The organism is Bacteroides sp. OM08-11 (assembly GCF_003438665.1).
In the GTDB taxonomy this organism is placed as follows: domain Bacteria; phylum Bacteroidota; class Bacteroidia; order Bacteroidales; family Bacteroidaceae; genus Bacteroides; species Bacteroides cutis.
The window spans coordinates 146,521-170,547 of record NZ_QSTJ01000002.1 but is presented as its reverse complement, the minus strand read 5'-3'; the positions used below and the strand labels follow the sequence as shown (position 1 = coordinate 170,547).

The window sequence follows — 24,027 nt, the reverse complement described above, 5'->3', positions numbered from 1 at the left end:
TGGTGTATCCCATCATCAACATTTCATTCCTTCCTACTTCGGCAAGAATGCGTCTAAATGAATTTACAATCTTTTTTTTCATTTTGTTATCCTCCTAAAATCAATCTTGTTACTCTTAAATGTAACCTATTACCTATTGTTTCTATGTTTTACAACACAAAATTAAAGTCTTTGTTCAAAATGGCAAGCACTTTCAAACAGAAAAACATGTTATACAACATATTTCTTGATGTAAATCAATTTTTCAACAATAGAAAAAGGAGCAAGATACCTTAAGACATCTTACTCCTTTTTCTATATTCCTATTTGATTAGGTATCGTTTCCGGTTATTTTTTCGGAGTCTGTTCCAATGTTGCCATCAGGAAATCATAAAACTTCGGTACAGACGGAATATACGCACGTTCGTCGGGTGAATGGGGCGAACGCAAGGTAGGACCAAAAGAGATCATATCAAGTCCCGGACAGTTGGCACCGATAATGCCACATTCCAAACCTGCATGTATCACTTTCACTGCAGGTTCTACTCCAAATTGCTGTTTGTAGGAAAGCTTCATGCTTAATAAGAATAATATAATAATATAGGATTCATATCTTCCGAAAAGTTCAATTGTACTTTGGAAGACGGAGAAAGATAACCTTCTTCAAAGTATTCTTTTAGTATTGGCATTTCATACGAATTCAAAAAATAATAGTCTCCTTTAAAATCTGAACTTCCCCAACGTTGTTGTAACAAAATATTATTCTCCTTATTGAACAATAAGTCATTCAATAAAAGATTGATTTTTCTAATGTTTGTTTGATTATGATTGGCAAGTAAGGTGTACATGACGTTACCTTGCATGTAGCGTATGTGAAATAAATTAGAACGAATGATACAACAATTCATGTTGTAAATCTTATCAGCAGCAATAAGTTCTTGAAATCCGGCCTTTTCAATCTGCTGTATTGTTTGTCGATTAATCAAATTTTTGCTTTTAATGGAAAAAACTGGAGAAATTTGATCCTTTTTTACTTCAAAAATAACATTAGAAAATAGAGGGATAAAATAAAATCCATTATGGTCGGCCGGATAAAAAGGAGATGTACCACTAAATTGATTCCATCCTAAATTCCACTTTTCACTATCTAAAAAGAAATCTTCCCTATACTGCTCAGACAAGTCTATCTTTCTGAGTAAGTATTTTTTTCCTCCTTGTTTTTTAGCATATAAATCTGTAAATAAGCATTGACTGTTATATTGCAAATGGCGGCTTATATAATTTTCATTATTCAATCTGGTAGATCCTATAAAATTTCCCGTTAAAAGATTGTAAGTATAGATAGCTTGAGCTCGAAATTCTAATGCATATATATATCCTCGGTCATAGTCGATAGTGAAATCTGAAATATCTGTATATTCTCCAAGCCCTCCGCCTTTATTCCCTATTTTTCGCAAAAAAAGACCCTCATTATTGAACATATATAACTGTTGCGTCTTATCCAGTACGTAAATGAAGTTATTGGATACTTGCATTTTAACTATATCAGAGAGTACTATTTCCGAATTATCTAACGGAATAACTTTGACTGACTTATAAATAGCTGACAACCACGTTTTTTCCTCTGAAACGATAGTGTCTATATCTAACGTATTATTGTCTATGTAATATTCTTCTTTTGCACCACACGAGCACAAAAGAAGTAATATTAATAGAAAGAATGTATAAGATTTCATAATATTTTAAAAACAAGTACCTATGGAATTAAAAACTTCTGTTCCAGTCAACTCTCTATCACAATTATAATAATTTACTTCTTGTCGTGGACTGCAAGATGTCCCTCTTCCATTGTCACATCCATATGTATGAACAAAACTACCAACTAACGATAAATTACCACATTGCTCCATAGCACCTGTGGTACATCCCAAATAAATAGTACAATCGTACTCTTCAAATTCATAATCTGCTAAAGCTTCAATATTAGCTTCTATTAAACCGGGGATTTTATTACTCTGATGAGATATATAAATCCCATACCCTGCTATTAAAACAATAATAGTTATCCATAAAAATTTTCCATGTAGTGATTTCATATGTTCAGTATTATTTTTATATAAAAATAATTTATTCTCTTTAATATCACAAACAATAGTCAGTATTATTATTTATCAACACAACACATTTTCAAAGGTTACATTAATATTTTTTCATACAATTATCTACTGAATATTTCAAAAGAAATAATATTGGCGTAGAAAAAACAGAAAGAGCTTACTACAATCTCAAAAAATGTAGTAAGCCCTGTTAAGATAGTGTCAATTCTTTATTCTTATATAATGATATTACTTTTCAGGAGTCTGTTCCAATGTTGCCACCAGGAAATCATAAAACTTCGGTACAGACGGAATATACGCACGTTCGTCGGGTGAATGGGGCGAACGCAAGGTAGGACCAAAAGAGATCATATCAAGTCCCGGACAGTTGGCACCGATAATGCCACATTCCAAACCTGCATGTATCACTTTCACTGCAGGTTCTACTCCAAATTGCTGTTTGTAGGAAAGCTTCATGGCGTGAAGAATTGGAGAATCGACATTAGGCTGCCAACCGGAGTAAGCACCGCTCAACTCAATCTTCATACCTGCCATAGAGAAACAAGCCGTCAGGCTGTCACTCAGGAAGTCTTTCATTGTATCGCAAGAACTACGCGCTAGAATACGAACATCGGCCTTACCATCACCAATAATTACAATGGCCAAGTTGGAAGATGTTTCTACTGTATCAGGTACAGTAGGGATCATGCGCATCACACCATTCTGACAAGCCATCAATGCATTAATCAGATTATCCTGAATTTCTTCGGGAACAACGGCAAGCGGTAAGCTAACCGTTTCCATTGTCAACGTAATACCACTTTCAATTGGAGTATATTCTTCATTGAGTTGTCTTTCATATTCCTTGATGTAGTCTTCCAATCCTTCGATATCCTCAGGATTAAATACTAATATGGCATGCGCCTCACGAGGAATGGCATTACGCATATTACCACCTTCGAAACTTGACAACTGGCAGTCAAATTCAATCAGCAAATCGTGAACAATACGTGCCAGCAACTTATTGGCATTGCCACGCCCTTGGTTGATTTCTAGACCAGAATGCCCACCACGTAAGCCTTTCAGGGTTAATTTCCGGGCTACAAGATCGGCTGCAGGAACCTCTTCCTTATATTCCATAGTGGCAGTGATATCAATTCCGCCGGCACAACCGATATAAAGTTCGCCTTCATCTTCCGAGTCAAGATTCAGCAAGATTTCTCCTCCCAACGTACCCGGTTTCAAACCAAATGCACCATACATACCAGTTTCTTCGTCTTTGGTAATCAATGCTTCAAGCGGACCATGTTTCAAGTCATCGGCTTCGAGCACTGCCATAATAGCAGCTACACCCAAGCCATCATCAGCTCCTAACGTAGTACCTTTAGCTTTCACCCAGTCACCGTCAATGTAGGTTTCAATGGGGTCTTTAGTAAAATCGTGGACGGTATCGTTGTTCTTTTGAGGCACCATATCCATGTGCGCCTGAAGTATGACGCCTTTGCGGTTTTCCATACCCGGAGTGGCAGGCTTACGAATAATGACATTACCGACTTCATCGACAAAAGATTCCAAGCCTAACCTCTTACCGAAATTAACAAGAAACTCGGTTATCTTTTCCATGTGTCCTGACGGACGGGGAATGCGGGTCAATGAATAAAAATGCTTCCACACATTCTGTGGAGCTAACTGTAAGATTGTACTCATAATTCTAAAAAGTTAGTTTTCGCAAATATAACAGTTATTTTTCCAATCACGGCACTATACGCTGCATTTTTACCCCTCCTTACCCGACAATTGTCATAAAAGAGCTATAGAGATATCAACAAGAATATTCCAAAGTAGTTTATTTCGGACGGTTCAGCAACGAGAGATGCATCCAACCATAAATACCAAGAATAATAACCAATAACGTCTGAATACCATGTACAATCAATGCAAAAACTCCTGCATCCGTAGCATCTACACCATAGAGCATCATCATGGTGATGACGGCAAAATGCCAAGGACCAGCACCATTGGGAGTAGGAACAATCACCGCAAACGTTCCGCCTACAAACATTACTAGAGCAGCCCAAAAACTAAGGTGTGCCGTGAATTCAAAGCAATAGAAAGTGATATAGAAATGATAGAAATAACAACCCCATATTAATAAGGTATAAAGAAGAAAAAGAGGTATGTTCTTTACATTACGAAGCGACATTACTCCTTCCCACACATTCAGTACCACCCCTTTTACTTTTTCAAAAAAAGAAAGCATACGCAAGAGAAAATAAAGAAGTACCAACACACCTATAATGGAAAAGAGAACGACATAAAACCAGGGCGAAGTAACCAGGTGCATCAGAGAAGGGATTTTGGTTCCCGTCTCCTCAAAAAAACGAAAAAACACAGGCATCTGTATCAGAAAAGTGACACCTGTTATCAACAGAATACACAGTGTGTCAACCAACCGCTCCGTCACTACGGTCCCCAAAGATTTGGCAAAAGAAACATTATCATACTTGGCAAGTACACCACAACGAGAAACTTCTCCTACACGTGGCAATATCAGATTGGTGGCATAGGAAAGGAAAATGGCATCTACGCAATCGCTCGTTTGAGGATAGGCATTCAACGGTTCCAAAGTCTGTTTCCAACGCCAACCGCGAAAAACATGACTCATCACTCCAAAAAACAATGAAAACAACATCCATCCCCAGTTTGTACCATGTAAAAGTACTTCTTTGGCATGCTCAAAGTCGAAATCACGATATATCCAGTAAAGGATAAAACCGCCCAAAAGAATGGGTAAAACGATTTTCAATGTCTTTTTTAGCAGTTTATTCATGCTACTTTCCTAAATTCTTCATTCTTCATTCTTCATTCTTCATCGAAAAGAATTACCTTTGCCATAAATAACGAGGATAGTCTACACTACAGTATAAAAAATAAGATCGCTTATTTTTCTTCTGCATCTGGTTTGTACTATCTTTGCGCTACAAAAGTAACGATTTACTTGATACATGAGATTAGTAAAGCCTAAAAAGTTTCTTGGCCAGCATTTCCTGAAAGACCTCAAAGTAGCACAGGACATAGCCGATACGGTAGATGCTTGCCCCGAGCTTCCAATCCTGGAAGTAGGTCCGGGTATGGGGGTATTGACACAATTTCTTTTACCTAAAGAACGCCAGGTGAAAGTGGTGGAAGTCGATTATGAGTCGGTGGCTTATCTGCGGGAAGCTTATCCACAACTAGAGGAAAACATCATCGAAGATGATTTTCTCAAGATGAATCTACATCGGTTGTTCGACGATCAGCCTTTCGTACTGACAGGGAACTATCCTTATAATATTTCCAGCCAGATATTTTTCAAGATGCTGGAAAACAAAGAACTGATACCATGTTGTACAGGTATGATACAGAAAGAGGTGGCCGAACGAATTGCTGCCGCCCCGGGAAGTAAGACTTACGGTATTCTGAGTGTATTGATACAGGCATGGTACGATGTGGAATATTTGTTCACCGTACACGAACATGTGTTTAATCCGCCTCCTAAAGTAAAAAGTGCCGTTATCCGCATGACACGTAACGACAAACTGCAGTTGGGATGTAACGAAAGGTTGTTCAAGCAAGTGGTAAAAACGACTTTTAATCAACGGCGTAAGACGTTACGGAATTCTATAAAGCCGATACTCGGCAAAGATTGTCCGCTCACAGAAGATATTATTTTTAATAAACGCCCCGAACAATTGTCGGTGCAAGAGTTTGTGGAATTGACCAACAAAGTGGAAGAAGCGTTGAGAGAGACAAATGAAAAACCGATAAATGATAATTAAAGAGTGATAATATAGTAGAATAATAGCGTAACTCTACAACCGTTTTTCTAGTATGAAGAAGCATATCTCTATCACCTTATCATCCTAACACTTTATCACTTTTTATTATGGAAATAGACGAAGAATATATTGACAAAGTCAAAAGTTTTATTGAGCAAAAAGACGTAGAGAACGTCAAAACGCTCTTAATAGATCTCCATCCGGCAGATATTGCAGAATTATGTAATGACCTTGCCCCGGAGGAGGCACGCTTCGTTTATCGTCTTTTGGACAATGAAACGGCTGCAGACGTATTGGTAGAAATGGACGAAGATGTCCGGAAAGAATTCCTGGAACTCCTTCCCTCGGAAACAATTGCCAAACGATTTGTGGACTATATGGATACGGATGACGCCGTAGACCTGATGCGTGAGTTGGATGAAGACAAGCAGGAAGAGATCCTCTCGCATATTGAAGACATAGAACAGGCAGGTGACATCGTAGATCTGCTGAAATACGATGAAGACACTGCCGGTGGTTTGATGGGTACGGAAATGGTAACCGTCAACGAGAATTGGAGTATGCCGGAGTGCTTGAAAGAAATGCGTCAGCAAGCTGAAAAACTGGATGAAATTTATTATGTTTATGTCATCGACGATGAAGACCGCCTGCAAGGCGTGTTCCCACTGAAGAAGATGATCACCTCTCCCTCTGTCTCCAAGGTAAAACATGTGATGCGAAAAGACCCTATTTCTGTACATGTGGATACTCCCATTGATGAGGTAGCACAAACTATTGAAAAATACGACTTAGTAGCAGTTCCCGTAATCGACAGTATTGGTCGGTTAGTAGGTCAAATTACTGTAGACGATGTCATGGATGAAATTCGTGAGCAATCGGAACGTGACTACCAGTTGGCATCCGGTTTGTCACAAGACGTAGAAACGGATGATAATGTAATGCGACAGACATCCGCCCGCCTTCCCTGGTTGCTTATCGGTATGTTAGGAGGGATCGGTAACTCCATGATATTGGGTAATTTTGACGCGACGTTTGCCACACATCCCGAAATGGCTTTATACATTCCGCTTATCGGTGGTACAGGTGGAAACGTCGGAACTCAATCTTCTGCTATTGTAGTACAAGGACTTGCTAACAGTTCACTGGATGCTAAAGATACTTTCAAGCAAATAGCTAAAGAATCCGTTGTGGCACTTATTAATGCCACCATTATTTCACTTTTGGTATATATATACAATTTTATCCGGTTCGGTGCCACGGCTACAGTCACTTACTCAGTGTCAATCAGCCTGTTTGCCGTTGTAATGTTCGCCTCTATTTTCGGTACTCTGGTACCTATGACATTAGAGAAATTAAAAGTAGATCCCGCTATCGCAACAGGACCATTTATCTCCATCACAAACGACATCATAGGCATGATGATGTATATGGGGATTACCGTATTATTGGCATAAAACAGTCAAAACAAAAAAAACATAGAAAAAAAATATGAAGTAATCATTTTATTTCATTAATTTGTAATCTAATGTAACCCTGACGGGCATATCCCGTTGCTAAAAAAGTAAATACAAATGACGGACACTCATGACACTAATCTCCCCGAAAAGCCGGTGGAATTAGAAGAAGAAAAAAAAACAGTAGAGGTTTCTGAACCGGCAACAACAGAAACTCCCACTGAAGAAGCCTTGACCATTGAAAAGCCGGCTGAATCGCTTCAAAAAATTACCAAAGAAGAAATCCTCGCCAAACTCAAGGGAGTTATTACCAATGTGGAGAATGCTGCAAAATCGGAAATAGATGGTTTGAAACAGGCTTTCTATAAGCTACATAATGCAGAGCAGGAAGTAGCTAAAAAACAATTCATTGAAAATGGAGGAGTTGCAGAAGACTTTGTTCCGCAAGCCGATGCTTTGGAAGAAGAATTCAAAAACATCATGTCCGTCATTAAAGAAAAAAGAAGTGCATTAACAGCTGAATTAGAAAAACAGAAAGAGCTTAATCTGCAAATTAAGCTTTCTATCATCGAGGAACTGAAAGAGTTGGTAGAATCTCCTGAAGATGCTAATAAGAACTATACGGAATTTAAAAAATTGCAACAGCAATGGAATGAAGTAAAACTTATCCCTCAAGCTAAAATAAATGAACTTTGGAAAAATTATCAGCTATATGTCGAGAAGTTCTACGACCTACTGAAGTTAAACAATGAGTTCCGCGAATATGACTTTAAAAAAAATCTGGAAATTAAGACACATCTCTGTGAGGCTGCCGAGAAATTGGCAGACGAACCAGATGTAGTATCCGCTTTCCACCAATTACAGAAGTTACATCAGGAATTCCGTGATACGGGTCCTGTAGCCAAAGAACTGCGTGACGAAATATGGGTACGTTTCAAGACTGCATCTACCACTGTAAACCGTCGTCATCAGCAACATTTTGAATCACTGAAAGAAACGGAACAGAATAATCTCGACCAAAAGACTGTAATCTGCGAAATTATTGAGGCAATTGACTACAACGAATTGACCAATTTCGCTACCTGGGAAACCAAAACTCAGGAAATCATCGCCCTACAGAATAAATGGAAGACTATCGGTTTTGCACCGCAAAAGATGAACGTGAAGATTTTCGAACGTTTCCGTAAGGCATGTGATGAGTTCTTCCGTAAAAAAGGCGAATTCTTCAAAACTCTGAAAGAGGGTATGAATGAAAATCTGGATAAGAAACGTACTTTGTGTGAAAAAGCAGAAGCATTAAAAGAGAGTACTGATTGGAAAGCCACCGCCGATGAACTGACCAAATTGCAAAAAGAATGGAAAACGATCGGGCCTGTTTCCAAGAAATATTCGGATGCCGTTTGGAAACGTTTTATCTCTGCTTGCGACTATTTCTTTGAGCAAAAGAACAAAGCTACTTCTTCCCAGCGTTCTGTTGAACAAGAAAATCTGGACAAAAAGAAAGCCATCATCGAAAAGTTGAATACCATCGATGAGAATATGGACGTAGAAGAGGCCACACAATTGGTGCGCAGCCTGATGAAAGAGTGGAATAACATAGGCCATGTACCGTTTAAAGAGAAAGACAAAATTTACAAGCAATATCATAACCTGATAGATAAACAGTTTGATCGTTTTAATATCAATGCTTCCAATAAGAAGTTGAGCAATTTCAAATCATCTATCAGTAATATTCAGGAAGGTAGCCCGCAAGCTCTTTATCGTGAACGAGAGAAACTGGTTCGCAGCTGTGAGAACATGAAGAATGAACTGCAAACCTATGAAAATAATCTCGGTTTTCTAACAGCATCTTCCAAAAAAGGAAATAACTTGTTGACCGAACTAAACCGTAAGGCAGAGAAACTAAAAGGAGACATTGAGTTAGTAAAACAGAAAATCAAAGTAATTGACAATTCAATCAAAGAGGCTGAATAACTTCTAAACAAAATCTAAGAGGTTATGCCAAAAGAATAGGATACTTTTGACATAACCTCTTTTTCATCTAACCATATAATACTGAATAATGAAAAGAATTCTAACTTTAAGTTTGTTTTTACTTGCAGTGAACGGACTTACACGAGCGCAAGAAATCACTTTCTCGGAAACAAAAGTAGAATGGGGTACTGTACAAGAAAAGAATGGCGATATCAGTCACGATTTCCAGTTTATGAATACCGGTGACAAGCCATTACTCATCAAAAACGTTATCACCAGTTGTGGATGTACTTCGGCTGAATGGTCCAAAGAAGCCTATCAGCCGGGAGAGAAAGGAAGTATCCGTTTGATTTATCATCCCCAGGGAAGAACAGAAACCGACATCAACCTAGTTGCGGAAGTATACAGTAACCGTGCATCAAAAGGGACTGTCAATTTGGAGATAACAGGTCATGTGACACATGAAGCACCGGTTCATTCATCTTATTTTAATCCGGCAAACGGAAGAAAGAGTGATATCTACATTTCTGTCCCTCAAGATGAATATGAGCGTATTCTTGAACGTATCCGTACAGAAATATACGAAAAAGCTACCCCGGCAAAAACAGATGCCTCCACTGAAAAGTTGTTACGTTCAATGACAGCGGAAGGTAAATGGAACGATTTGGACTATGCTTGCTATTTTCGTACAAATTGGGAACCTGTAGAGCATCTAAAACGCCTGGTTACCATTGCTACATCTTATACCGACAAGCGTTCTGCTTACTATGGTAATAAGGTGTTGTTCGATGCCATCAATACAGCCCTAAAATATTGGATAAAGCAAGATCCTATTTGTCACAACTGGTGGTATAATCAAATCTCTGTGCCACAAACGCAGGCTTCTTTACTCGCCCTGATGGCCGCCGGACAACAGAAATTGGCACCAGAAATCTACGAACCGATTTATAAGACAATGAGTGAACGGAGCGATCCACGTAAATGGACGGGAGCCAACAAAATGGACATCGCCATTCATCATCTGGTGAGAGGATGTTTACAGAAAAACGACAGTATTGTAAGTGTGAATGCCGATGAAATATTCTATCCGGTACAAATAGTTAAGGTAGAAGGAATACAAAAGGATATGTCTTATCATCAACATGGTTCTCAACTTTACATCGGAGGCTATGGAACAGTCTTCGTCGATAATATTGTACGTATGGGTAACATTCTGCTCGGTACAAAATTTGCCATGAATGACAATAAACTTAAATTATTCTCTGACTTTACACGTAACACCTATCTTAACGTGTTTCGTGGAAGGCATCTGGATTTCAGTGTAACCGGAAGAGGTGTCAGCCGTACGGGTATCTTGGACTACGGAGATTGCGCCTCGTTATTTCGAAATCTGCAATCCCTCGACCCGGACCATACCGATGAATACGCTGCTATCGCTCATCGTTTTCTCACTCAAGATGCATCATACAAGCGTTCGGATCGTAATGTGATGTATTACTGTTCAGACTACATGTTGCATAATCGCAAAAATTATGATATTTCCATTCGTACCGCTTCTACTCGTACCAACAAGACTGAAAGTGGAAACGGTGAGAATTTGTACGGAACTTACATGAGTGACGGAGCTACCAATATCCGTGTTCATGGAAATGAATATACTGACATATTTCCTGTATGGGAGTGGGATAAAATACCCGGAACTACAGTACCCGCCGGTGAAAAGCGTAATCCTGCCGACTGGGGGACTAAAGGTACATGTACTTTTACGGGAGGAGTATCTGACGGAAAACATGGAGTCATGACTTTCGATATGAATGATTATGGAGTAAAAGCACGCAAATCCTGGTTCTTATTCGATAACGAAATAGTATGCTTGGGAGCGGGTATCACATCAAATGTATCAGAAAACATTGTTACTACAATCAACCAATGCCATTTGAACGGAGAAGTTTGGATCAATACCGGTAAGACCAGTCAAATGATAAAAAGAGGAGAATTTATATATCAAACAGCTCCTCAATGGATATGGCACGACAATGTTGCTTATTACTTTCCGCAAGCAGAAAATATGAAACTGAAATTAGGAGATCAGAAAGGTAATTGGGCTAAAATCAACTTTAATTATTCAGCAGCAGAAGTCAGTATGCCTGTATTCAACCTCACTATCAATCATGGAAAATCTCCACAAGGTGCATCTTATGCCTATATCATCGTTCCTGGAGTAAACAATACAACAGATTTGAAAAGCAAACCGGAAGTAAAAATTGAACGAAATGATGCAGATATACAGGCTGTAAGCAATGAGAAGCTAGGTTTGATACAGATTGTGTTCTTTAAACCAGGAATGTTTGACAATGGCAAGACTAAAGTAAAAGCAGTGAAACCATGTGTCGTTCAAATTCAAAAGAAGAACGGTAAAGTAGTAGATATACAGATTGCAGATCCTAAAAATCAAGAAACTCTAAAAATAGGAACTGATGTAACAGTTCTATAGCAAATTTTCAAAACCCACATAATTATTAAAGATCAGGCATGAATTGCACTGCTAGTGTACAGAAAATCAATAGTACTTGTGCGATTCATGCCTGAAAAATATCAAAACCCTCCTCTTAATGATGGAATAAACGGATACCCGTGAATGTCATCGCTATACCATATTTATCACAAGTCGCAATAACATGGTCATCACGAACCGAGCCACCTGCCTGAGCGATATATTCCACCCCACTCTTATGGGCACGTTCTATGTTGTCACCAAACGGGAAGAAAGCATCTGAACCTAAAGACACCCCTTTCAATGTATCCAGCCATGCACGTTTCTCTTCGCGAGTCAATACTTCCGGCTTTTCGGTAAAGAATTGTTGCCAAACTCCATCAGCAAGTACATCTTCATGGTCGGCACTAATATAAATATCAATGGTATTATCACGATCGGCACGACGTATATTCTCCATCCAAGGTAAGTTCAACACTTTAGGATGTTGGCGCAAATACCAAATATCCGCTTTATTTCCTGCTAAACGGGTACAATGGATACGACTCTGTTGTCCAGCACCAATACCGATAGCCTGTCCATCCTTTACATAGCATACTGAATTGGACTGCGTATACTTCAAAGTAATCAGTGCAATCATCAAATCAGACTTTGCCGTATCAGGAAAATTTTTGTTTTGAGTAGGAATATTTGCAAACAAATCATCACCATTCAGCTTGATTTCATTCCGACCTTGTTCAAAAGTAATACCAAACACATCCTTACGTTCTACCGGCGCCGGTTTATAATCAGAATTAATCTTGATTACATTATAAGTACCCTTACGTTTGTTTTTCAATATCTCAAGAGCCTCCTCAGTATATCCCGGGGCAATGACACCATCCGATACTTCCCGATTGATGAAACGAGCAGTTGCCTCATCACAGATATCACTCAGAGCTATAAAATCACCATAAGATGACATACGATCGGCGCCACGAGCACGCACGTATGCATTGGCAAGCGGAGATAGAGGTAAACCGTCCACAAAATAAATCTTCTTCATTGTTTCATTCAATTCCAAGCCGATAGCTGCACCCGCAGGACTTACATGTTTAAATGAAGTAGCTGCCGGCATACCGGTTGCCTCTTTCAATTCTTTTACCAACTGCCATCCGTTCAAAGCATCCAAAAAATTGATATATCCCGGACGTCCATTCAATACTTCAATAGGTAATTCTCCCTCCTGCATAAAGATGCGGGCCGGCTTCTGATTAGGATTACAACCGTACTTGAGTGATAGTTCTTTCGTCATAATTTTTATAGTTTGAGTTGAATTGCAACAAAATTACAGATTATTTTCGTACATGGTCGAAACTCAACAAAAAAACCCACTAAAACTTGCGTTTTTAGTGGGTTTTTGACCTAAATTGACTGTATGATAGTTGGGCTACCTGGATTCGAACCAGGAATGACAGGACCAGAATCTGTAGTGTTACCATTACACCATAGCCCAATAACAGGTCATTTCTGTTTTGCGGTTGCAAAGATACAAAGATTTCTATAAACCAAAACAAATTCCACCGTTTTTTTCACTAAAAACTGATAAGCCACCGTAAGCCAAAGAATTATATACCTAAAAAAAATCAAAAAATAAAAGACTTTTTCCCTTTTACGTGTTTGGTATAAGAAATCAATGTATATTTGTCAACTGTTTTAATATTAATAATGTGTAATGAACGAAGCAAAAAAACTTATTCAACAAATAACAGAAGGTATTCAAGAAAAAAAAGGTAAAAATATCGTTATAGCAGACCTTACCCATATAGACGATACGATTTGTAATTACTTCGTAATCTGTCAAGGAAATTCTCCCAGTCAAGTGAACGCCATCGTTGAATCTGTAAAAGATTTCACCCGTAAAGGTGCTGACAGTAAACCTTTTGCCATTGACGGGTTACGCAATGCCGAATGGGTAGCCATGGATTATGCCGACGTATTGGTTCATGTATTCTTACCAGAAGTACGAGATTTTTACAATTTGGAACATCTTTGGGCAGACGCCAAATTAACCCAAATCCCTGACCTCGATTAACAAAGATTTATGGAAAATAATAACAACAAGAAACCTATCAAAACCAACATGCCCAAGTTCAACCTGAACTGGTTGTATATGATAATAGCTATGATGCTATTGGGCTTATATTTTGCCAACGAAAACGATACAGCTACCAGAAACATTCCATACGATGAGTTTCAGCAGTATGTTCGTAACGGCTATATCAGTAAAATAACCGGTTATGACGACAATTCCGTAGAAGCATTCGTCAAACCGCAATTTGTAGCCAATGTTTTTCATGCAGACTCCAGTCGAGTAGGTAAAAATCCGCTTATCACTACCGAAGCCCCTTCCCGTGAAAGTTTGGGTGACTTCTTGCAAAAAGAAAAGGACGAAGCCCGTTTCGACGGTTCCATCAGCTACGAAAAGAAGCGTAACTATTTCGGCGCAATCCTTTGGCAAATCCTACCCTTTGCATTCCTTATCGGTTTCTGGATATTCCTGTCACGTCGCTGGAGTGGCGGCGGAGGCATGGGCGGAGGTGGCGGCATCTTCAGTGTAGGAAAATCCAAGGCCCAATTATTTGAGAAAGGCTCTCCTATAAAGATTACCTTCAAAGACGTAGCCGGACTTGCCGAAGCCAAACAAGAAGTAGAAGAGATTGTAGAATTCCTGAAAGAACCGCAAAAATATACTGACCTGGGAGGTAAAATACCTAAAGGTGCATTACTTGTAGGACCTCCGGGAACAGGTAAAACCTTGCTCGCAAAAGCTGTGGCAGGAGAAGCAAACGTGCCGTTCTTCTCATTGGCAGGTTCCGATTTCGTAGAAATGTTTGTCGGTGTAGGTGCGTCACGTGTACGTGACTTGTTCCGTCAAGCCAAAGAAAAAGCACCTTGTATCGTATTTATCGATGAAATTGATGCTGTGGGACGTGCCCGTGCCAAGGCTGCTGCCATGGGTGGTAATGATGAACGTGAGAACACCTTAAACCAATTATTGACGGAAATGGACGGATTCGGTTCCAACAGTGGTGTCATTATCCTTGCAGCAACCAATCGTGTAGATGTTTTGGACAAGGCTTTGCTGCGTGCCGGACGTTTCGACCGTCAAATTCACGTCGACTTGCCCGATCTGAACGAACGTAAAGAAGTATTCGGCGTACATTTACGCCCCATTAAAATAGATAATACGGTTGATGTAGACTTGTTAGCTCGCCAAACTCCGGGCTTCTCGGGTGCAGACATCGCCAATGTCTGTAACGAAGCCGCACTGATTGCTGCCCGTCATGGAAAGAAATTCGTAGGTAAGCAAGACTTCCTGGATGCTGTAGACCGTATCGTAGGTGGCTTGGAAAAGAAAACGAAGATTACGACAGAAGCGGAACGTCGTTCCATTGCCATGCACGAAGCCGGTCATGCCAGTATATCTTGGTTATTGGAATATGCCAATCCGTTAATCAAAGTAACTATCGTACCACGTGGTCGTGCATTAGGCGCCGCTTGGTATTTGCCTGAGGAACGTCAAATTACTACCAAAGAGCAAATGTTGGACGAAATGTGCGCCACTTTAGGTGGACGTGCTGCCGAAGACTTATTCTTAGGCAGAATATCTACCGGTGCCATGAACGATTTGGAACGCGTCACAAAACAAGCATACGGTATGATTGCTTATCTGGGTATGAGTGATAAATTGCCGAACCTTTGTTATTATAATAACGAGGAGTACTCGTTCAATCGTCCGTACAGTGAAAAAACCGCCGAACTGATTGACGAAGAAGTTAAACGCATGGTCAATGAGCAGTATGAACGTGCCAAGAAGATACTTTCCGATAACAAAGAAGGCCATAACAAGTTAGCTCAATTGTTGATAGACAAGGAAGTCATCTTTGCTGAAGATGTAGAACAAATCTTCGGCAAACGTCCATGGGCTTCACGTTCGGAAGAAATAATCAGTGCAACCAAAATCTCAGATGAGTTGAAGAAAGCAGAAGAACAAGAAGCTTTGATTGCCGTAGAAACTGAAAAAGAAGTAAAAGAAGAAGAGGATAAGGATGTCAATAACAGTCCAAATACAGAGAATGGTAAAACGGCTGATGATAATAAATCGCTTTCCGAACCTTCCAAAAAATCTGAATCTAAAAACTAAAACGGAAACACCGTGAAAAATAATTTCATACAACGTGCTGTCACAGGAGCACTATTTGTAGTCGTATTGGTGGGCTGTATACTTTACAGCCCCCTTTCATTCGGTATTTTATTTACCATTATCAGTGCGTTAAGTGTCCATGAATTCGCCCATTTAGTCAATCAAAACGGTGAGGTGAATATCAACAAGACAATCACAGCCTTGGGAGGGGCTTATTTATTCCTTGCCTTAATGGCATTCTGTACTTCAGCTACCGATGCGCGTGTATTTCTCCCCTATTTAGTTTTATTACTCTACATGATGATTACGGAGCTTTATCTCAAGAAAAAAAATCCTCTCGGCAACTGGGCCTTTTCAATGTTGAGCCAACTATACATAGCATTGCCTTTTGCTTTACTGAATGTACTGGCATTTCAAAACACTCCGGAAACAAGTAGTGTAACTTTCAATCCCATCCTGCCACTCTCTATCTTCGTATTCATTTGGTTAAGTGACACAGGTGCCTATTGCGTAGGTTCACTGATTGGCAAACATCGCCTTTTTGAGCGTATCTCTCCCAAGAAGTCATGGGAAGGCAGCATAGGTGGAGCAGTCTTCGCGATAGCGTCCTCTTTCGCTTTCGCTCATTTCTTTCCTTTCATGCAAATGTGGCAATGGGCAGGATTGGCGATTGTTGTCGTTATCTTCGGTACATGGGGTGACCTGACCGAATCACTGATGAAGCGTCAGTTGGGAATAAAAGATTCCGGAAATATATTACCGGGACATGGTGGTATGCTCGACCGTTTCGACAGTGCTTTAATGGCTATTCCGGCCGCGGTAGTTTACCTGTATGTATTGACAATGTTCAAATAAATCATATTAAAAAAATCAAGGGGCACAAGGTCGATATGAATCCATATCCCCCTGTGCCCTCTCTATAATCAACAGCAAACTCTATTATTCCAACATCATCTTCGACAAATCCAGATTTTCTACATTCTCCGTGTTATCTCCCGGCTCTTTCAGGTCGAACGTCAATTCCACTTCATCATTCACCTCCGAGTTCAATTTCAGCTTGATGCCCTTGGTTTCCGAGGTAATATCCAGACTATTTAAATTATACGACACAGCCCCATAAACTCTTAGTCCGGTCAAATCATCATAGTTATTATAGCGAAGTTCCAAATGAATATAACCATCCTCAGCGTATAACTCAGCATCATTTTGAGGTCGTACCAAACTAATACGATGTTTCGTATCCGACGGCAAGTTTTGCAGGAAAATTATATTCATATACCCACCGCTAATACCGATATCACCTTTGTGAATAAACACAGGGTCATTGCCAAATTCGCTATCATTCTCCGGAGTCAATTCTTCAACCTCTTTAGTCAAGACCTCCTGCAAGCGCAATATATTTACGGCATAATCAAAATCACCATATTCTTTGACTAATGGATTAAATACCGTAAGAACCCGTTGCCCGTCTGCAGGTTCATATCCGCCCAAATTTACATTTGTAGGCCAAAGCTTCCCCCATACATCACAATCTAGATAGAAAGCATTGCCCGTGACACGTACCGTAGCCCATAAAGGCGGTGTAAAATCACCTACAGAAAACCCGTCATCATCATCATCGCATGATTGCAACACAGGCATCACAGCCAAGCATATCGCCATAAAAAGCCAATGTAATTTTCTCATAATTAAAGTCTTTTAGTTTGTTTCTGTATAAAAAATACAAAAGCCGGGCATTTACTGCACCGGCTCTGTCTATTTTAACAAATTCTTAAAAATCACCCTCTCTTTTTACTATATTTCTTTAATAACTCTAACATCCGATTCGCTGCCCGTTTCGGTGCTCCCGCTTCACCCAAACGCGATGCCATATATTCATACCCCTCGAGCATCTGCCCACGATATTCTTTATTATAAAGAATGCGTTCCAACTCTTCACGGATATATGCCACGGTCATCTTATCGGCAACCAATTCCTGAACAACTTCCCGGTCGGCTATCAAATTGACCAAAGAGATATATTTCACTTTCAAGATATGACGTTTCAGAAAAGCAATCACCTTTCCTATCGGTGTATGATAACATACCACCTGTGGCACACGAAACAAAGCCGTCTCAAGCGTTGCCGTACCCGAAGTGACCAACGCCGCTTCAGCCTGTTGCAACAAAGAGAATGTCTGATTAAATACAATCTTCACACTAACGCCCCCCACATATTTCCTATAATATTCGGGGGAGATACCCGGTGCCCCCGCCAATACCAGCTGATAATCAGGAAAAGCAGATGCCGCCCGGAGCATATCGGGCAAATTATCTTTGATTTCCTGCTTACGGCTACCTGCCAGCAAAGCGATAATCGGTTTGGAAGATAATCCGTTAGACTTCACAAACTCCTCCAATACGCCAGAGTGAGACGAGCAAAAAGCCACCACCTCATCCATCGTAGGATTTCCCACATAATGTATCGGGTATTGATGTTTTCCCTCGAAAAACTCCACCTCAAACGGCAGAATGGAAAATAATTCGTCTACATCCCTCTTGATATTCTTTATACGATATTCTTTCCAAGCCCAGATTTTGGGAGAGATATAATAGAAGACCGGAATTTGCGTATGAGCATGGATAAATTTTGCAATGTTCAGATTAAACCCGGGATAATCCACCAATATCAGTACATCCGGTTGCCAAGTTACCACATCCTCCTTACAACATTTCATATTGGCAAAGATAGCACGCAAATGGAGCAATACAGGAATAAAACCCATATAAGCCAGCTCCTTATAATGCTTCACCATCGTTCCTCCCACCGCAGCCATCAGGTCACCGCCAAAAAAGCGGAATTCCGCCTGCGGATCTTCCTCTTTCAAGGCAGCCATCAAATGAGAAGCATGCAAGTCTCCGGAAGCTTCACCGACAATCAAATAATACTTCATAACAGTTGACAGTAGCCGATAATTAAAACCAAGTCTTCAATTCATCAATCAATCCATAAGCTGTAGCGTCTACCGTTGTGGGAGTGATAGCTACATAGCCGTTGGCAAGTGCCCAATGGTCAGTTTTCTCATTCTCGGCATCAGCTTCTTCAAACTCACCGGTCAACCAATAATAGTGCGTATCATTTCTATGAGCAAAATTTTCCCACTCATTGACCCACTGTCCTCTGGCCTGTTCGCAGACTTTGATTCCTTTCAGCTCTTTGGCATCAGGGAAGTTCACATTCAAGCAAGTCAACGGCGGCAATCCCTTTTCCAACACTTGGCGGGCTATTTCACGAATATAAGGCCCGGCAGGTTCAAAATCAGCATCAGGTTGATGGTTACATAAAGAGAAAGCGATAGAAGGTATCCCTTTCAGACATCCCTCGATAACAACCCCCATCGTACCGGAATAGTGTACATTCACTGAAGAGTTATCACCATGGTTGATGCCACCTACCACTAAATCCGGTTTACGGTCGAGCACCGTATGAAAAGCCAACTTCACACAATCTACCGGTGTACCGGAGCATTTGTAAACCGTCAATCCTACATCTTTACGGAGCAATTGATAGCGGATAGGTTCTGTCACCGTCAATGAACAGGCAGCGCCCGAACGTGGCGCATCCGGTGCCATGACGACAATTTCGCCCAGTGGACGAAGAAACTTGATCAACTCGCTAATTCCTTTCGCAATGATACCGTCATCATTGGAAATCAATATCAAAGGTCTCTGATTTTCCATATTTTCTTCTTAAATTTGCTACAAATTTAGCAAAAGAGAACCACATATTAACCACCATACTTTAAAAAAGCTCATTATGGACATTATTCTTATCATATCAGGTATTCTCTGTATGATTGCAGGACTGGCCGGTTGTTTCCTTCCCATCCTTCCGGGACCTCCCATCGCCTATGCCGGTTTACTGTTATTACACTTCACGGACAAGGTGCAATACACCACTACCGAACTGCTGATTTGGCTACTGATTGTCGTCATTGTACAGATACTCGACTATTTCATTCCCATGCTGGGCAGCAAATACAGCGGTGCCAGCCGATGGGGCACACGTGGTTGCTTCGCCGGTACAATAATCGGCCTGTTCTTTATGCCTTGGGGCATTATTCTCGGGCCATTTCTGGGTGCATTTATTGGAGAGTTGCTTGGTGGCCGGGAAACAATACAAGCCCTAAAGTCTGGATTAGGTTCCTTATTGGGATTTCTATTGGGCACAGTACTGAAATGTGTAATAGTCGGTTACTTTATTTGGCAATTTATGGCAGTTTTCCTATAAAAAAGATAGGATAAGTTCCATTCTACTGACACTGTTTTTCCCGAAAAGTTCTAAACAAAATAAGAACAGACAAAATAAAAGCATAAAAATACATCTTTTCCGCATAACATCCACTTTTTATACATCTCTTAAACGAGGGATGTTAACATCCCACATGAAGGATATTAACATCCCGGATAATTCTTATTAACTTCCGGCACGATGGATATTAACATCCCTCGCAAGCAAGCTCAACATCCATCCCCAATCACGTCTTTATCACTTCTACAAAAGATGTTTAAGAAAGAGTTTGATACTGTTTTCTATTTTTTAGAGTTGCCTATATTTCCATATCACACTATCCATAAGCGAGATACGGATTTTGGTTGCTGATTTATCCTTCAAAGCCATCCAAGGGCGGAAATACGCAATTCTCGCGTATGCAAAAAAGACAATGTGTCAAAAAGACAATATACTCTTCTTTCTCCTTTAAACTTGAGGAATTCCACATTTTAAGATATTTATCAAATAAAAGTGAAACCAATAAAAAAAGAAAAAGAAGCATTCGAAAGTTTCACAGACAAAAACGTAATCTTCTTTTAAGAATACTCGTTTATTTTGCATAATAATTACAAATACGCATATCATAATATATAGCCATGAAAATAACATGCATCATTTCTTTTTGCAATCCTATATCGTTGCCTTATGGAATATACCAGTAATTATGTAATGAACAAATGATACTAGCCGAGGGGTAACAAATGATATTTTCCCAACTCTTTCCTTCGGTAATGCAAAATTCTTGAAAAGCACATGATTAAGTATTGTATCACCTGATGTTACGCAAAAAAAATGGAGATAATCCGTTTCTGATAATTCTGTATTTAAAAAGATAAGTCTATTTAGCAAGAATAAACAGGGGTTACCTTTACAATTAGAACCATTTACAAATCTTAATCTTCTGCAAGCGAGACAAAAAAAACTATTTCATTTCAAGAGAAATACGTATATTTGTCTCCTAATATAGAGAAGAAGCACATAGAACCTTCATTTGAAGGTAAAATGGTCTAAAAGCACCTATGAGTTATTAACAAAACAGGTGACTTATCAACCGTTTTTGCAATCTTTCTCTTTTTTAGTAGGCGCTATTCGGAATTATCACTTATTTCGCTGCCAATAAACATTGAGATTATGGGAAAAATAATTGCTTTGGCAAATCAAAAAGGTGGTGTAGGAAAGACAACAACGACAATCAACTTAGCAGCTTCTCTCGCCACGCTTGAAAAGAAAGTACTTGTTGTAGACGCAGACCCGCAGGCGAATGCTTCTTCGGGACTCGGTGTGGACATCAAGCAAGCAGAATGTACTATCTATGAATGTATTATTGATCGTGCAAATGTGCGCGACGCAATCCATGATACAGAGATCGATACATTAAAAGTGATATCCTCCCACATCAATCTGGTAGGCGCCGAGATAGAAATGCTCAATCTCAAAAACCGTGAAAAAATATTGAAGGAAGTGCTTTCTCCTCTGAAAGAAGAGTTTGACTATATTTTAATAGACTGTTCACCGTCATTGGGATTGATAACAGTAAATGCACTGACTGCCGCAGATTCGGTCATCATCCCCGTACAGGCGGAGTATTTCGCTCTGGAAGGAATTAGCAAACTGCTGAATACTATCAAAATTATTAAGTCCAAGCTGAATCCTTCACTCGAAATCGAAGGATTCTTGTTGACAATGTACGACTCACGTTTGCGCCAGGCTAATCAAATTTACGACGAAGTGAAACGCCACTTCCAGGAATTGGTATTCAACACCGTCATTCAGCGTAACGTCAAGTTGAGTGAAGCTCCCAGCTATGGCCTGCCTACGATTTTATATGACGCAGACTCTACCGGAGCTAAAAACCACATGGCGTTAGCCAAAGAATTAATCAGCCGGAACGAGAAATAACGGTAACGTTACACATTCCGTAAGATTAACTAATAATTTGTGTAAATAGTAAAATAGTAAATAAACAGATGGCACAGAAAAGAAGTGCATTAGGACGAGGGCTGGACGCCCTGCTCTCTATGGATGAAGTGCAGACTGAAGGTTCTTCCTCCATTAATGAAATTGAATTGTCGAAGATTGCCGTCAATCCCAACCAGCCACGTCACGAATTTGACCAGACTGCGTTACAGGAACTTGCCGATTCTATCTCAGAAATAGGAATTATCCAACCTATCACGTTGCGTAAGCTGTCCGACGATGAATATCAGATTATCGCCGGAGAACGCCGCTTCCGGGCTTCGCAACTTGCCGGACTGACAAGTATTCCTGCCTATATCCGTACGGCCGACGACGAGAACGTCATGGAAATGGCGCTCATCGAAAACATACAACGCGAAGACCTGAATTCCGTGGAAATCGCCCTCGCCTATCAGCACCTGCTGGAACAATATGGACTGACTCAGGAACGTCTCAGTGAACGTGTAGGAAAGAAACGTACCACGATTGCCAATTATCTGCGCCTATTGAAGTTACCCGCCCCTATTCAGATAGGATTGCAGAACAAGCAGATAGATATGGGACATGCCCGTGCACTGGTGACATTAGGTGACCCCAAATTACAAGTGAAGATTTTCGAAGAAATCCTCGAGCATGGTTATTCCGTGCGCAAGGTGGAAGAGATTGTAAAATCCCTAAACGAAGGCGAAACCGTGAAAAGCGGCGACCGTAAAATCGTTCCTAAACGCGCCAAGTTGCCCGAAGAATTCAACATGCTGAGACAACAGCTTTCAAGTTTCTTCAGCACGAAAGTACAACTGACTTGTTCGGAAAAAGGAAAAGGGAAAATCAGTATCCCATTCAGTAACGAAGAAGAATTAGAACGTATCATTGGAATTCTGGATACGCTGAAAAAATAAATGGCAAAGAAAAGAAGAATATATCAAATCTGTATCACCCTGCTGCTTTGTTTCCTGCAAACGGCAGGGATTGCTATGTATGGTCAGAACCGTCCGCGTGCCGCTGCCAAACGAATACACAGACAGCAGACCGATACGCTCAACACTCAGCGGCAACCGATACTTCCGCTGACCGACAGCCTAAACCTTGAAACAGTCAATTCTGCCCTCAGCCGGCCAGCGACCACGACAGACAGTTTGACCATTGCCGACAGTATTGCTGCGGAAAATAAAAAGAAACTGTTAGAAATGACTTCCAGTCCCGAGCTGAAAGAACAGCCGGTACCTACGGACAGTATCAAGAAAGAAATAAACCAGAAGATATGGGTACCTAACCCTACAAAAGCAACTTGGTTAGCCCTTGTCATCCCCGGTGGCGGGCAGATCTATAATCGTAAATACTGGAAACTCCCCATCATTTACGGTGGATTTGCCGGATGTGCCTACGCCTTGACATGGAACGGAAAGATGTATAAAGACTATTCTCAGGCCTATAAGGATGCCATGAACGGCAATATGCAGTCCAGCAGTATCACAGACCTGTTACCTCCCGGATATACCATATCCGAAAGCCAGTTGAAAGAATTGCTGCGAAAACGGAAAGACACCTACCGCCGATACCGCGACTTAAGTATTTTCGCATTTATTGGCGTATATCTGATATCCGTTATCGATGCATACGTAGACGCTGAATTATCTAACTTTGATATCACTCCCGACCTAAGTATGAGAGTAGAACCTACGGTCATCAACAATCAGATGACCGGTTCATCAAACAGGTCGGTGGGGGTACAATGCAGTTTCCGATTTTAAACAAAAC

19 protein-coding genes, 1 tRNA gene and 1 pseudogene are annotated in these 24,027 nt (G+C 40.3%); 11 read left to right on the top strand and 10 right to left on the bottom strand.

Annotated elements, in window-relative coordinates; translation table 11 throughout:
- Nucleotides 1-327: 327 nt before the first annotated feature.
- The 5 genes and pseudogenes from DXC10_RS04545 to DXC10_RS04525 all read right to left on the bottom strand — a co-directional run.
- Nucleotides 328-564: pseudogene (locus DXC10_RS04545) on the bottom strand (cytosol nonspecific dipeptidase); the annotation flags it as partial.
- Nucleotides 558-1,715, bottom strand: coding sequence for a 6-bladed beta-propeller (locus DXC10_RS04540; RefSeq protein ID WP_117737410.1), 1,158 nt, complete (start codon nucleotides 1,713-1,715; stop codon nucleotides 558-560). The pseudogene DXC10_RS04545 and the gene DXC10_RS04540, both read right to left, overlap by 7 nt.
- A 6-nt stretch (nucleotides 1,716-1,721) precedes the next feature.
- Entirely contained in the window at nucleotides 1,722-2,075 is a 354-nt protein-coding gene (locus tag DXC10_RS04535) for an NVEALA domain-containing protein (protein WP_101544435.1), read from the bottom strand.
- Between the two features lie 249 nt (nucleotides 2,076-2,324).
- On the bottom strand, nucleotides 2,325-3,782 hold the full coding sequence (locus DXC10_RS04530) for an aminoacyl-histidine dipeptidase (RefSeq protein ID WP_101544432.1): 1,458 nt from the start codon (nucleotides 3,780-3,782) through the stop codon (nucleotides 2,325-2,327).
- Between the two features lie 139 nt (nucleotides 3,783-3,921).
- Nucleotides 3,922-4,905 carry a lysylphosphatidylglycerol synthase transmembrane domain-containing protein gene (locus DXC10_RS04525; RefSeq protein ID WP_101544429.1) on the bottom strand — a complete coding sequence of 328 codons (984 nt, stop codon included), beginning with the start codon at nucleotides 4,903-4,905 and terminating at the stop codon, nucleotides 3,922-3,924.
- Nucleotides 4,906-5,080: 175 nt separating this feature from the next.
- On the opposite strand from DXC10_RS04525, the gene rsmA reads away from it, so the two are divergent.
- From rsmA to DXC10_RS04505, 4 genes are all read left to right on the top strand, one after another.
- On the top strand, nucleotides 5,081-5,893 hold the full coding sequence (gene rsmA / locus DXC10_RS04520) for a 16S rRNA (adenine(1518)-N(6)/adenine(1519)-N(6))-dimethyltransferase RsmA (protein WP_101544426.1): 813 nt from the start codon (nucleotides 5,081-5,083) through the stop codon (nucleotides 5,891-5,893).
- Nucleotides 5,894-6,000: 107 nt separating this feature from the next.
- A complete protein-coding gene (mgtE, locus tag DXC10_RS04515) occupies nucleotides 6,001-7,347 on the top strand; it encodes a magnesium transporter (RefSeq protein WP_370448199.1) in 1,347 nt (448 codons plus the stop codon).
- A 117-nt stretch (nucleotides 7,348-7,464) separates the two neighbouring features.
- A complete protein-coding gene (locus DXC10_RS04510) occupies nucleotides 7,465-9,321 on the top strand; it encodes a DUF349 domain-containing protein (RefSeq protein WP_117737409.1) in 1,857 nt (618 codons plus the stop codon).
- Between the two features lie 88 nt (nucleotides 9,322-9,409).
- Nucleotides 9,410-11,815 carry a polysaccharide lyase family 8 super-sandwich domain-containing protein gene (locus DXC10_RS04505; protein WP_117737408.1) on the top strand — a complete coding sequence of 802 codons (2,406 nt, stop codon included), beginning with the start codon at nucleotides 9,410-9,412 and terminating at the stop codon, nucleotides 11,813-11,815.
- A 115-nt stretch (nucleotides 11,816-11,930) separates the two neighbouring features.
- Here the strand turns inward: DXC10_RS04505 and DXC10_RS04500 are convergent, their stop codons facing one another.
- The gene (locus DXC10_RS04500; protein ID WP_101544419.1) at nucleotides 11,931-13,109 is read right to left on the bottom strand and encodes a phosphoribosylaminoimidazolecarboxamide formyltransferase; all 1,179 of its coding nucleotides are present in this window, start codon (nucleotides 13,107-13,109) and stop codon (nucleotides 11,931-11,933) included.
- A gap of 130 nt (nucleotides 13,110-13,239) precedes the next feature.
- Nucleotides 13,240-13,310: transfer RNA gene (locus tag DXC10_RS04495), tRNA-Gln, on the bottom strand.
- A gap of 219 nt (nucleotides 13,311-13,529) precedes the next feature.
- Between DXC10_RS04495 and rsfS the strand changes: the two genes are divergently transcribed.
- The 3 genes from rsfS to DXC10_RS04480 are packed head-to-tail and all read left to right on the top strand — an operon-like array spanning nucleotide 13,530 to nucleotide 16,856.
- Nucleotides 13,530-13,889 carry a ribosome silencing factor gene (gene rsfS, locus DXC10_RS04490; RefSeq protein ID WP_101544417.1) on the top strand — a complete coding sequence of 120 codons (360 nt, stop codon included), beginning with the start codon at nucleotides 13,530-13,532 and terminating at the stop codon, nucleotides 13,887-13,889.
- Nucleotides 13,890-13,898: 9 nt separating this feature from the next.
- Nucleotides 13,899-16,001: an ATP-dependent zinc metalloprotease FtsH gene (gene ftsH, locus DXC10_RS04485; protein ID WP_101544415.1), complete on the top strand. Its 2,103-nt coding sequence runs from the start codon at nucleotides 13,899-13,901 to the stop codon at nucleotides 15,999-16,001.
- A gap of 12 nt (nucleotides 16,002-16,013) precedes the next feature.
- Nucleotides 16,014-16,856 carry a phosphatidate cytidylyltransferase gene (locus tag DXC10_RS04480; RefSeq protein ID WP_101544413.1) on the top strand — a complete coding sequence of 281 codons (843 nt, stop codon included), beginning with the start codon at nucleotides 16,014-16,016 and terminating at the stop codon, nucleotides 16,854-16,856.
- Nucleotides 16,857-16,940: 84 nt separating this feature from the next.
- Here DXC10_RS04480 and DXC10_RS04475 read toward each other — a convergent pair whose 3' ends face one another.
- The 3 genes from DXC10_RS04475 to surE all read right to left on the bottom strand — a co-directional run bounded on the left by DXC10_RS04475 (nucleotide 16,941) and on the right by surE (nucleotide 19,721).
- Nucleotides 16,941-17,687: a NigD-like protein gene (locus DXC10_RS04475; RefSeq protein WP_101544411.1), complete on the bottom strand. Its 747-nt coding sequence runs from the start codon at nucleotides 17,685-17,687 to the stop codon at nucleotides 16,941-16,943.
- Between the two features lie 92 nt (nucleotides 17,688-17,779).
- Nucleotides 17,780-18,934, bottom strand: a complete 1,155-nt coding sequence (lpxB, locus tag DXC10_RS04470; protein WP_101544408.1) for a lipid-A-disaccharide synthase — start codon at nucleotides 18,932-18,934, stop codon at nucleotides 17,780-17,782.
- Nucleotides 18,935-18,956: 22 nt separating this feature from the next.
- Nucleotides 18,957-19,721 carry a 5'/3'-nucleotidase SurE gene (gene surE, locus DXC10_RS04465; protein ID WP_101544407.1) on the bottom strand — a complete coding sequence of 255 codons (765 nt, stop codon included), beginning with the start codon at nucleotides 19,719-19,721 and terminating at the stop codon, nucleotides 18,957-18,959.
- 73 nt (nucleotides 19,722-19,794) lie between these two features.
- On the opposite strand from surE, the gene DXC10_RS04460 reads away from it, so the two are divergent.
- The 4 genes from DXC10_RS04460 (at nucleotide 19,795) to DXC10_RS04445 (ending at nucleotide 24,020) form a co-directional block, all read left to right on the top strand.
- Complete coding sequence (locus tag DXC10_RS04460) at nucleotides 19,795-20,271, top strand: DUF456 domain-containing protein (RefSeq protein WP_180949224.1); 477 nt, start codon at nucleotides 19,795-19,797, stop codon at nucleotides 20,269-20,271.
- Between the two features lie 1,173 nt (nucleotides 20,272-21,444).
- The gene (locus DXC10_RS04455) at nucleotides 21,445-22,212 is read left to right on the top strand and encodes a ParA family protein (protein WP_101544403.1); all 768 of its coding nucleotides are present in this window, start codon (nucleotides 21,445-21,447) and stop codon (nucleotides 22,210-22,212) included.
- A 68-nt stretch (nucleotides 22,213-22,280) separates the two neighbouring features.
- Nucleotides 22,281-23,168: a ParB/RepB/Spo0J family partition protein gene (locus tag DXC10_RS04450; RefSeq protein WP_101544402.1), complete on the top strand. Its 888-nt coding sequence runs from the start codon at nucleotides 22,281-22,283 to the stop codon at nucleotides 23,166-23,168.
- Nucleotides 23,169-24,020, top strand: coding sequence for a DUF5683 domain-containing protein (locus DXC10_RS04445; RefSeq protein ID WP_101544400.1), 852 nt, complete (start codon nucleotides 23,169-23,171; stop codon nucleotides 24,018-24,020). It abuts the gene before it with no gap.
- Nucleotides 24,021-24,027: the final 7 nt, after the last annotated feature.

Excerpts from the sequence above, each read along its gene's own strand:
- DXC10_RS04540 (WP_117737410.1), bottom strand. The coding sequence starts at position 1,715 with ATGAAATCTTATACATTCTTTCTATTAATATTACTTCTTTTGTGCTCG.
- DXC10_RS04535 (WP_101544435.1), bottom strand. The coding sequence starts at position 2,075 with ATGAAATCACTACATGGAAAATTTTTATGGATAACTATTATTGTTTTA.
- DXC10_RS04530 (WP_101544432.1), bottom strand. The coding sequence starts at position 3,782 with ATGAGTACAATCTTACAGTTAGCTCCACAGAATGTGTGGAAGCATTTT.
- DXC10_RS04525 (WP_101544429.1), bottom strand. The coding sequence starts at position 4,905 with ATGAATAAACTGCTAAAAAAGACATTGAAAATCGTTTTACCCATTCTT.
- rsmA (WP_101544426.1), top strand. The coding sequence starts at position 5,081 with ATGAGATTAGTAAAGCCTAAAAAGTTTCTTGGCCAGCATTTCCTGAAA.
- mgtE (WP_370448199.1), top strand. The coding sequence starts at position 6,001 with ATGGAAATAGACGAAGAATATATTGACAAAGTCAAAAGTTTTATTGAG.
- DXC10_RS04510 (WP_117737409.1), top strand. The coding sequence starts at position 7,465 with ATGACGGACACTCATGACACTAATCTCCCCGAAAAGCCGGTGGAATTA.
- DXC10_RS04505 (WP_117737408.1), top strand. The coding sequence starts at position 9,410 with ATGAAAAGAATTCTAACTTTAAGTTTGTTTTTACTTGCAGTGAACGGA.
- DXC10_RS04500 (WP_101544419.1), bottom strand. The coding sequence starts at position 13,109 with ATGACGAAAGAACTATCACTCAAGTACGGTTGTAATCCTAATCAGAAG.
- rsfS (WP_101544417.1), top strand. The coding sequence starts at position 13,530 with ATGAACGAAGCAAAAAAACTTATTCAACAAATAACAGAAGGTATTCAA.
- ftsH (WP_101544415.1), top strand. The coding sequence starts at position 13,899 with ATGGAAAATAATAACAACAAGAAACCTATCAAAACCAACATGCCCAAG.
- DXC10_RS04475 (WP_101544411.1), bottom strand. The coding sequence starts at position 17,687 with ATGAGAAAATTACATTGGCTTTTTATGGCGATATGCTTGGCTGTGATG.
- lpxB (WP_101544408.1), bottom strand. The coding sequence starts at position 18,934 with ATGAAGTATTATTTGATTGTCGGTGAAGCTTCCGGAGACTTGCATGCT.
- surE (WP_101544407.1), bottom strand. The coding sequence starts at position 19,721 with ATGGAAAATCAGAGACCTTTGATATTGATTTCCAATGATGACGGTATC.
- DXC10_RS04455 (WP_101544403.1), top strand. The coding sequence starts at position 21,445 with ATGGGAAAAATAATTGCTTTGGCAAATCAAAAAGGTGGTGTAGGAAAG.
- DXC10_RS04450 (WP_101544402.1), top strand. The coding sequence starts at position 22,281 with ATGGCACAGAAAAGAAGTGCATTAGGACGAGGGCTGGACGCCCTGCTC.
- DXC10_RS04445 (WP_101544400.1), top strand. The coding sequence starts at position 23,169 with ATGGCAAAGAAAAGAAGAATATATCAAATCTGTATCACCCTGCTGCTT.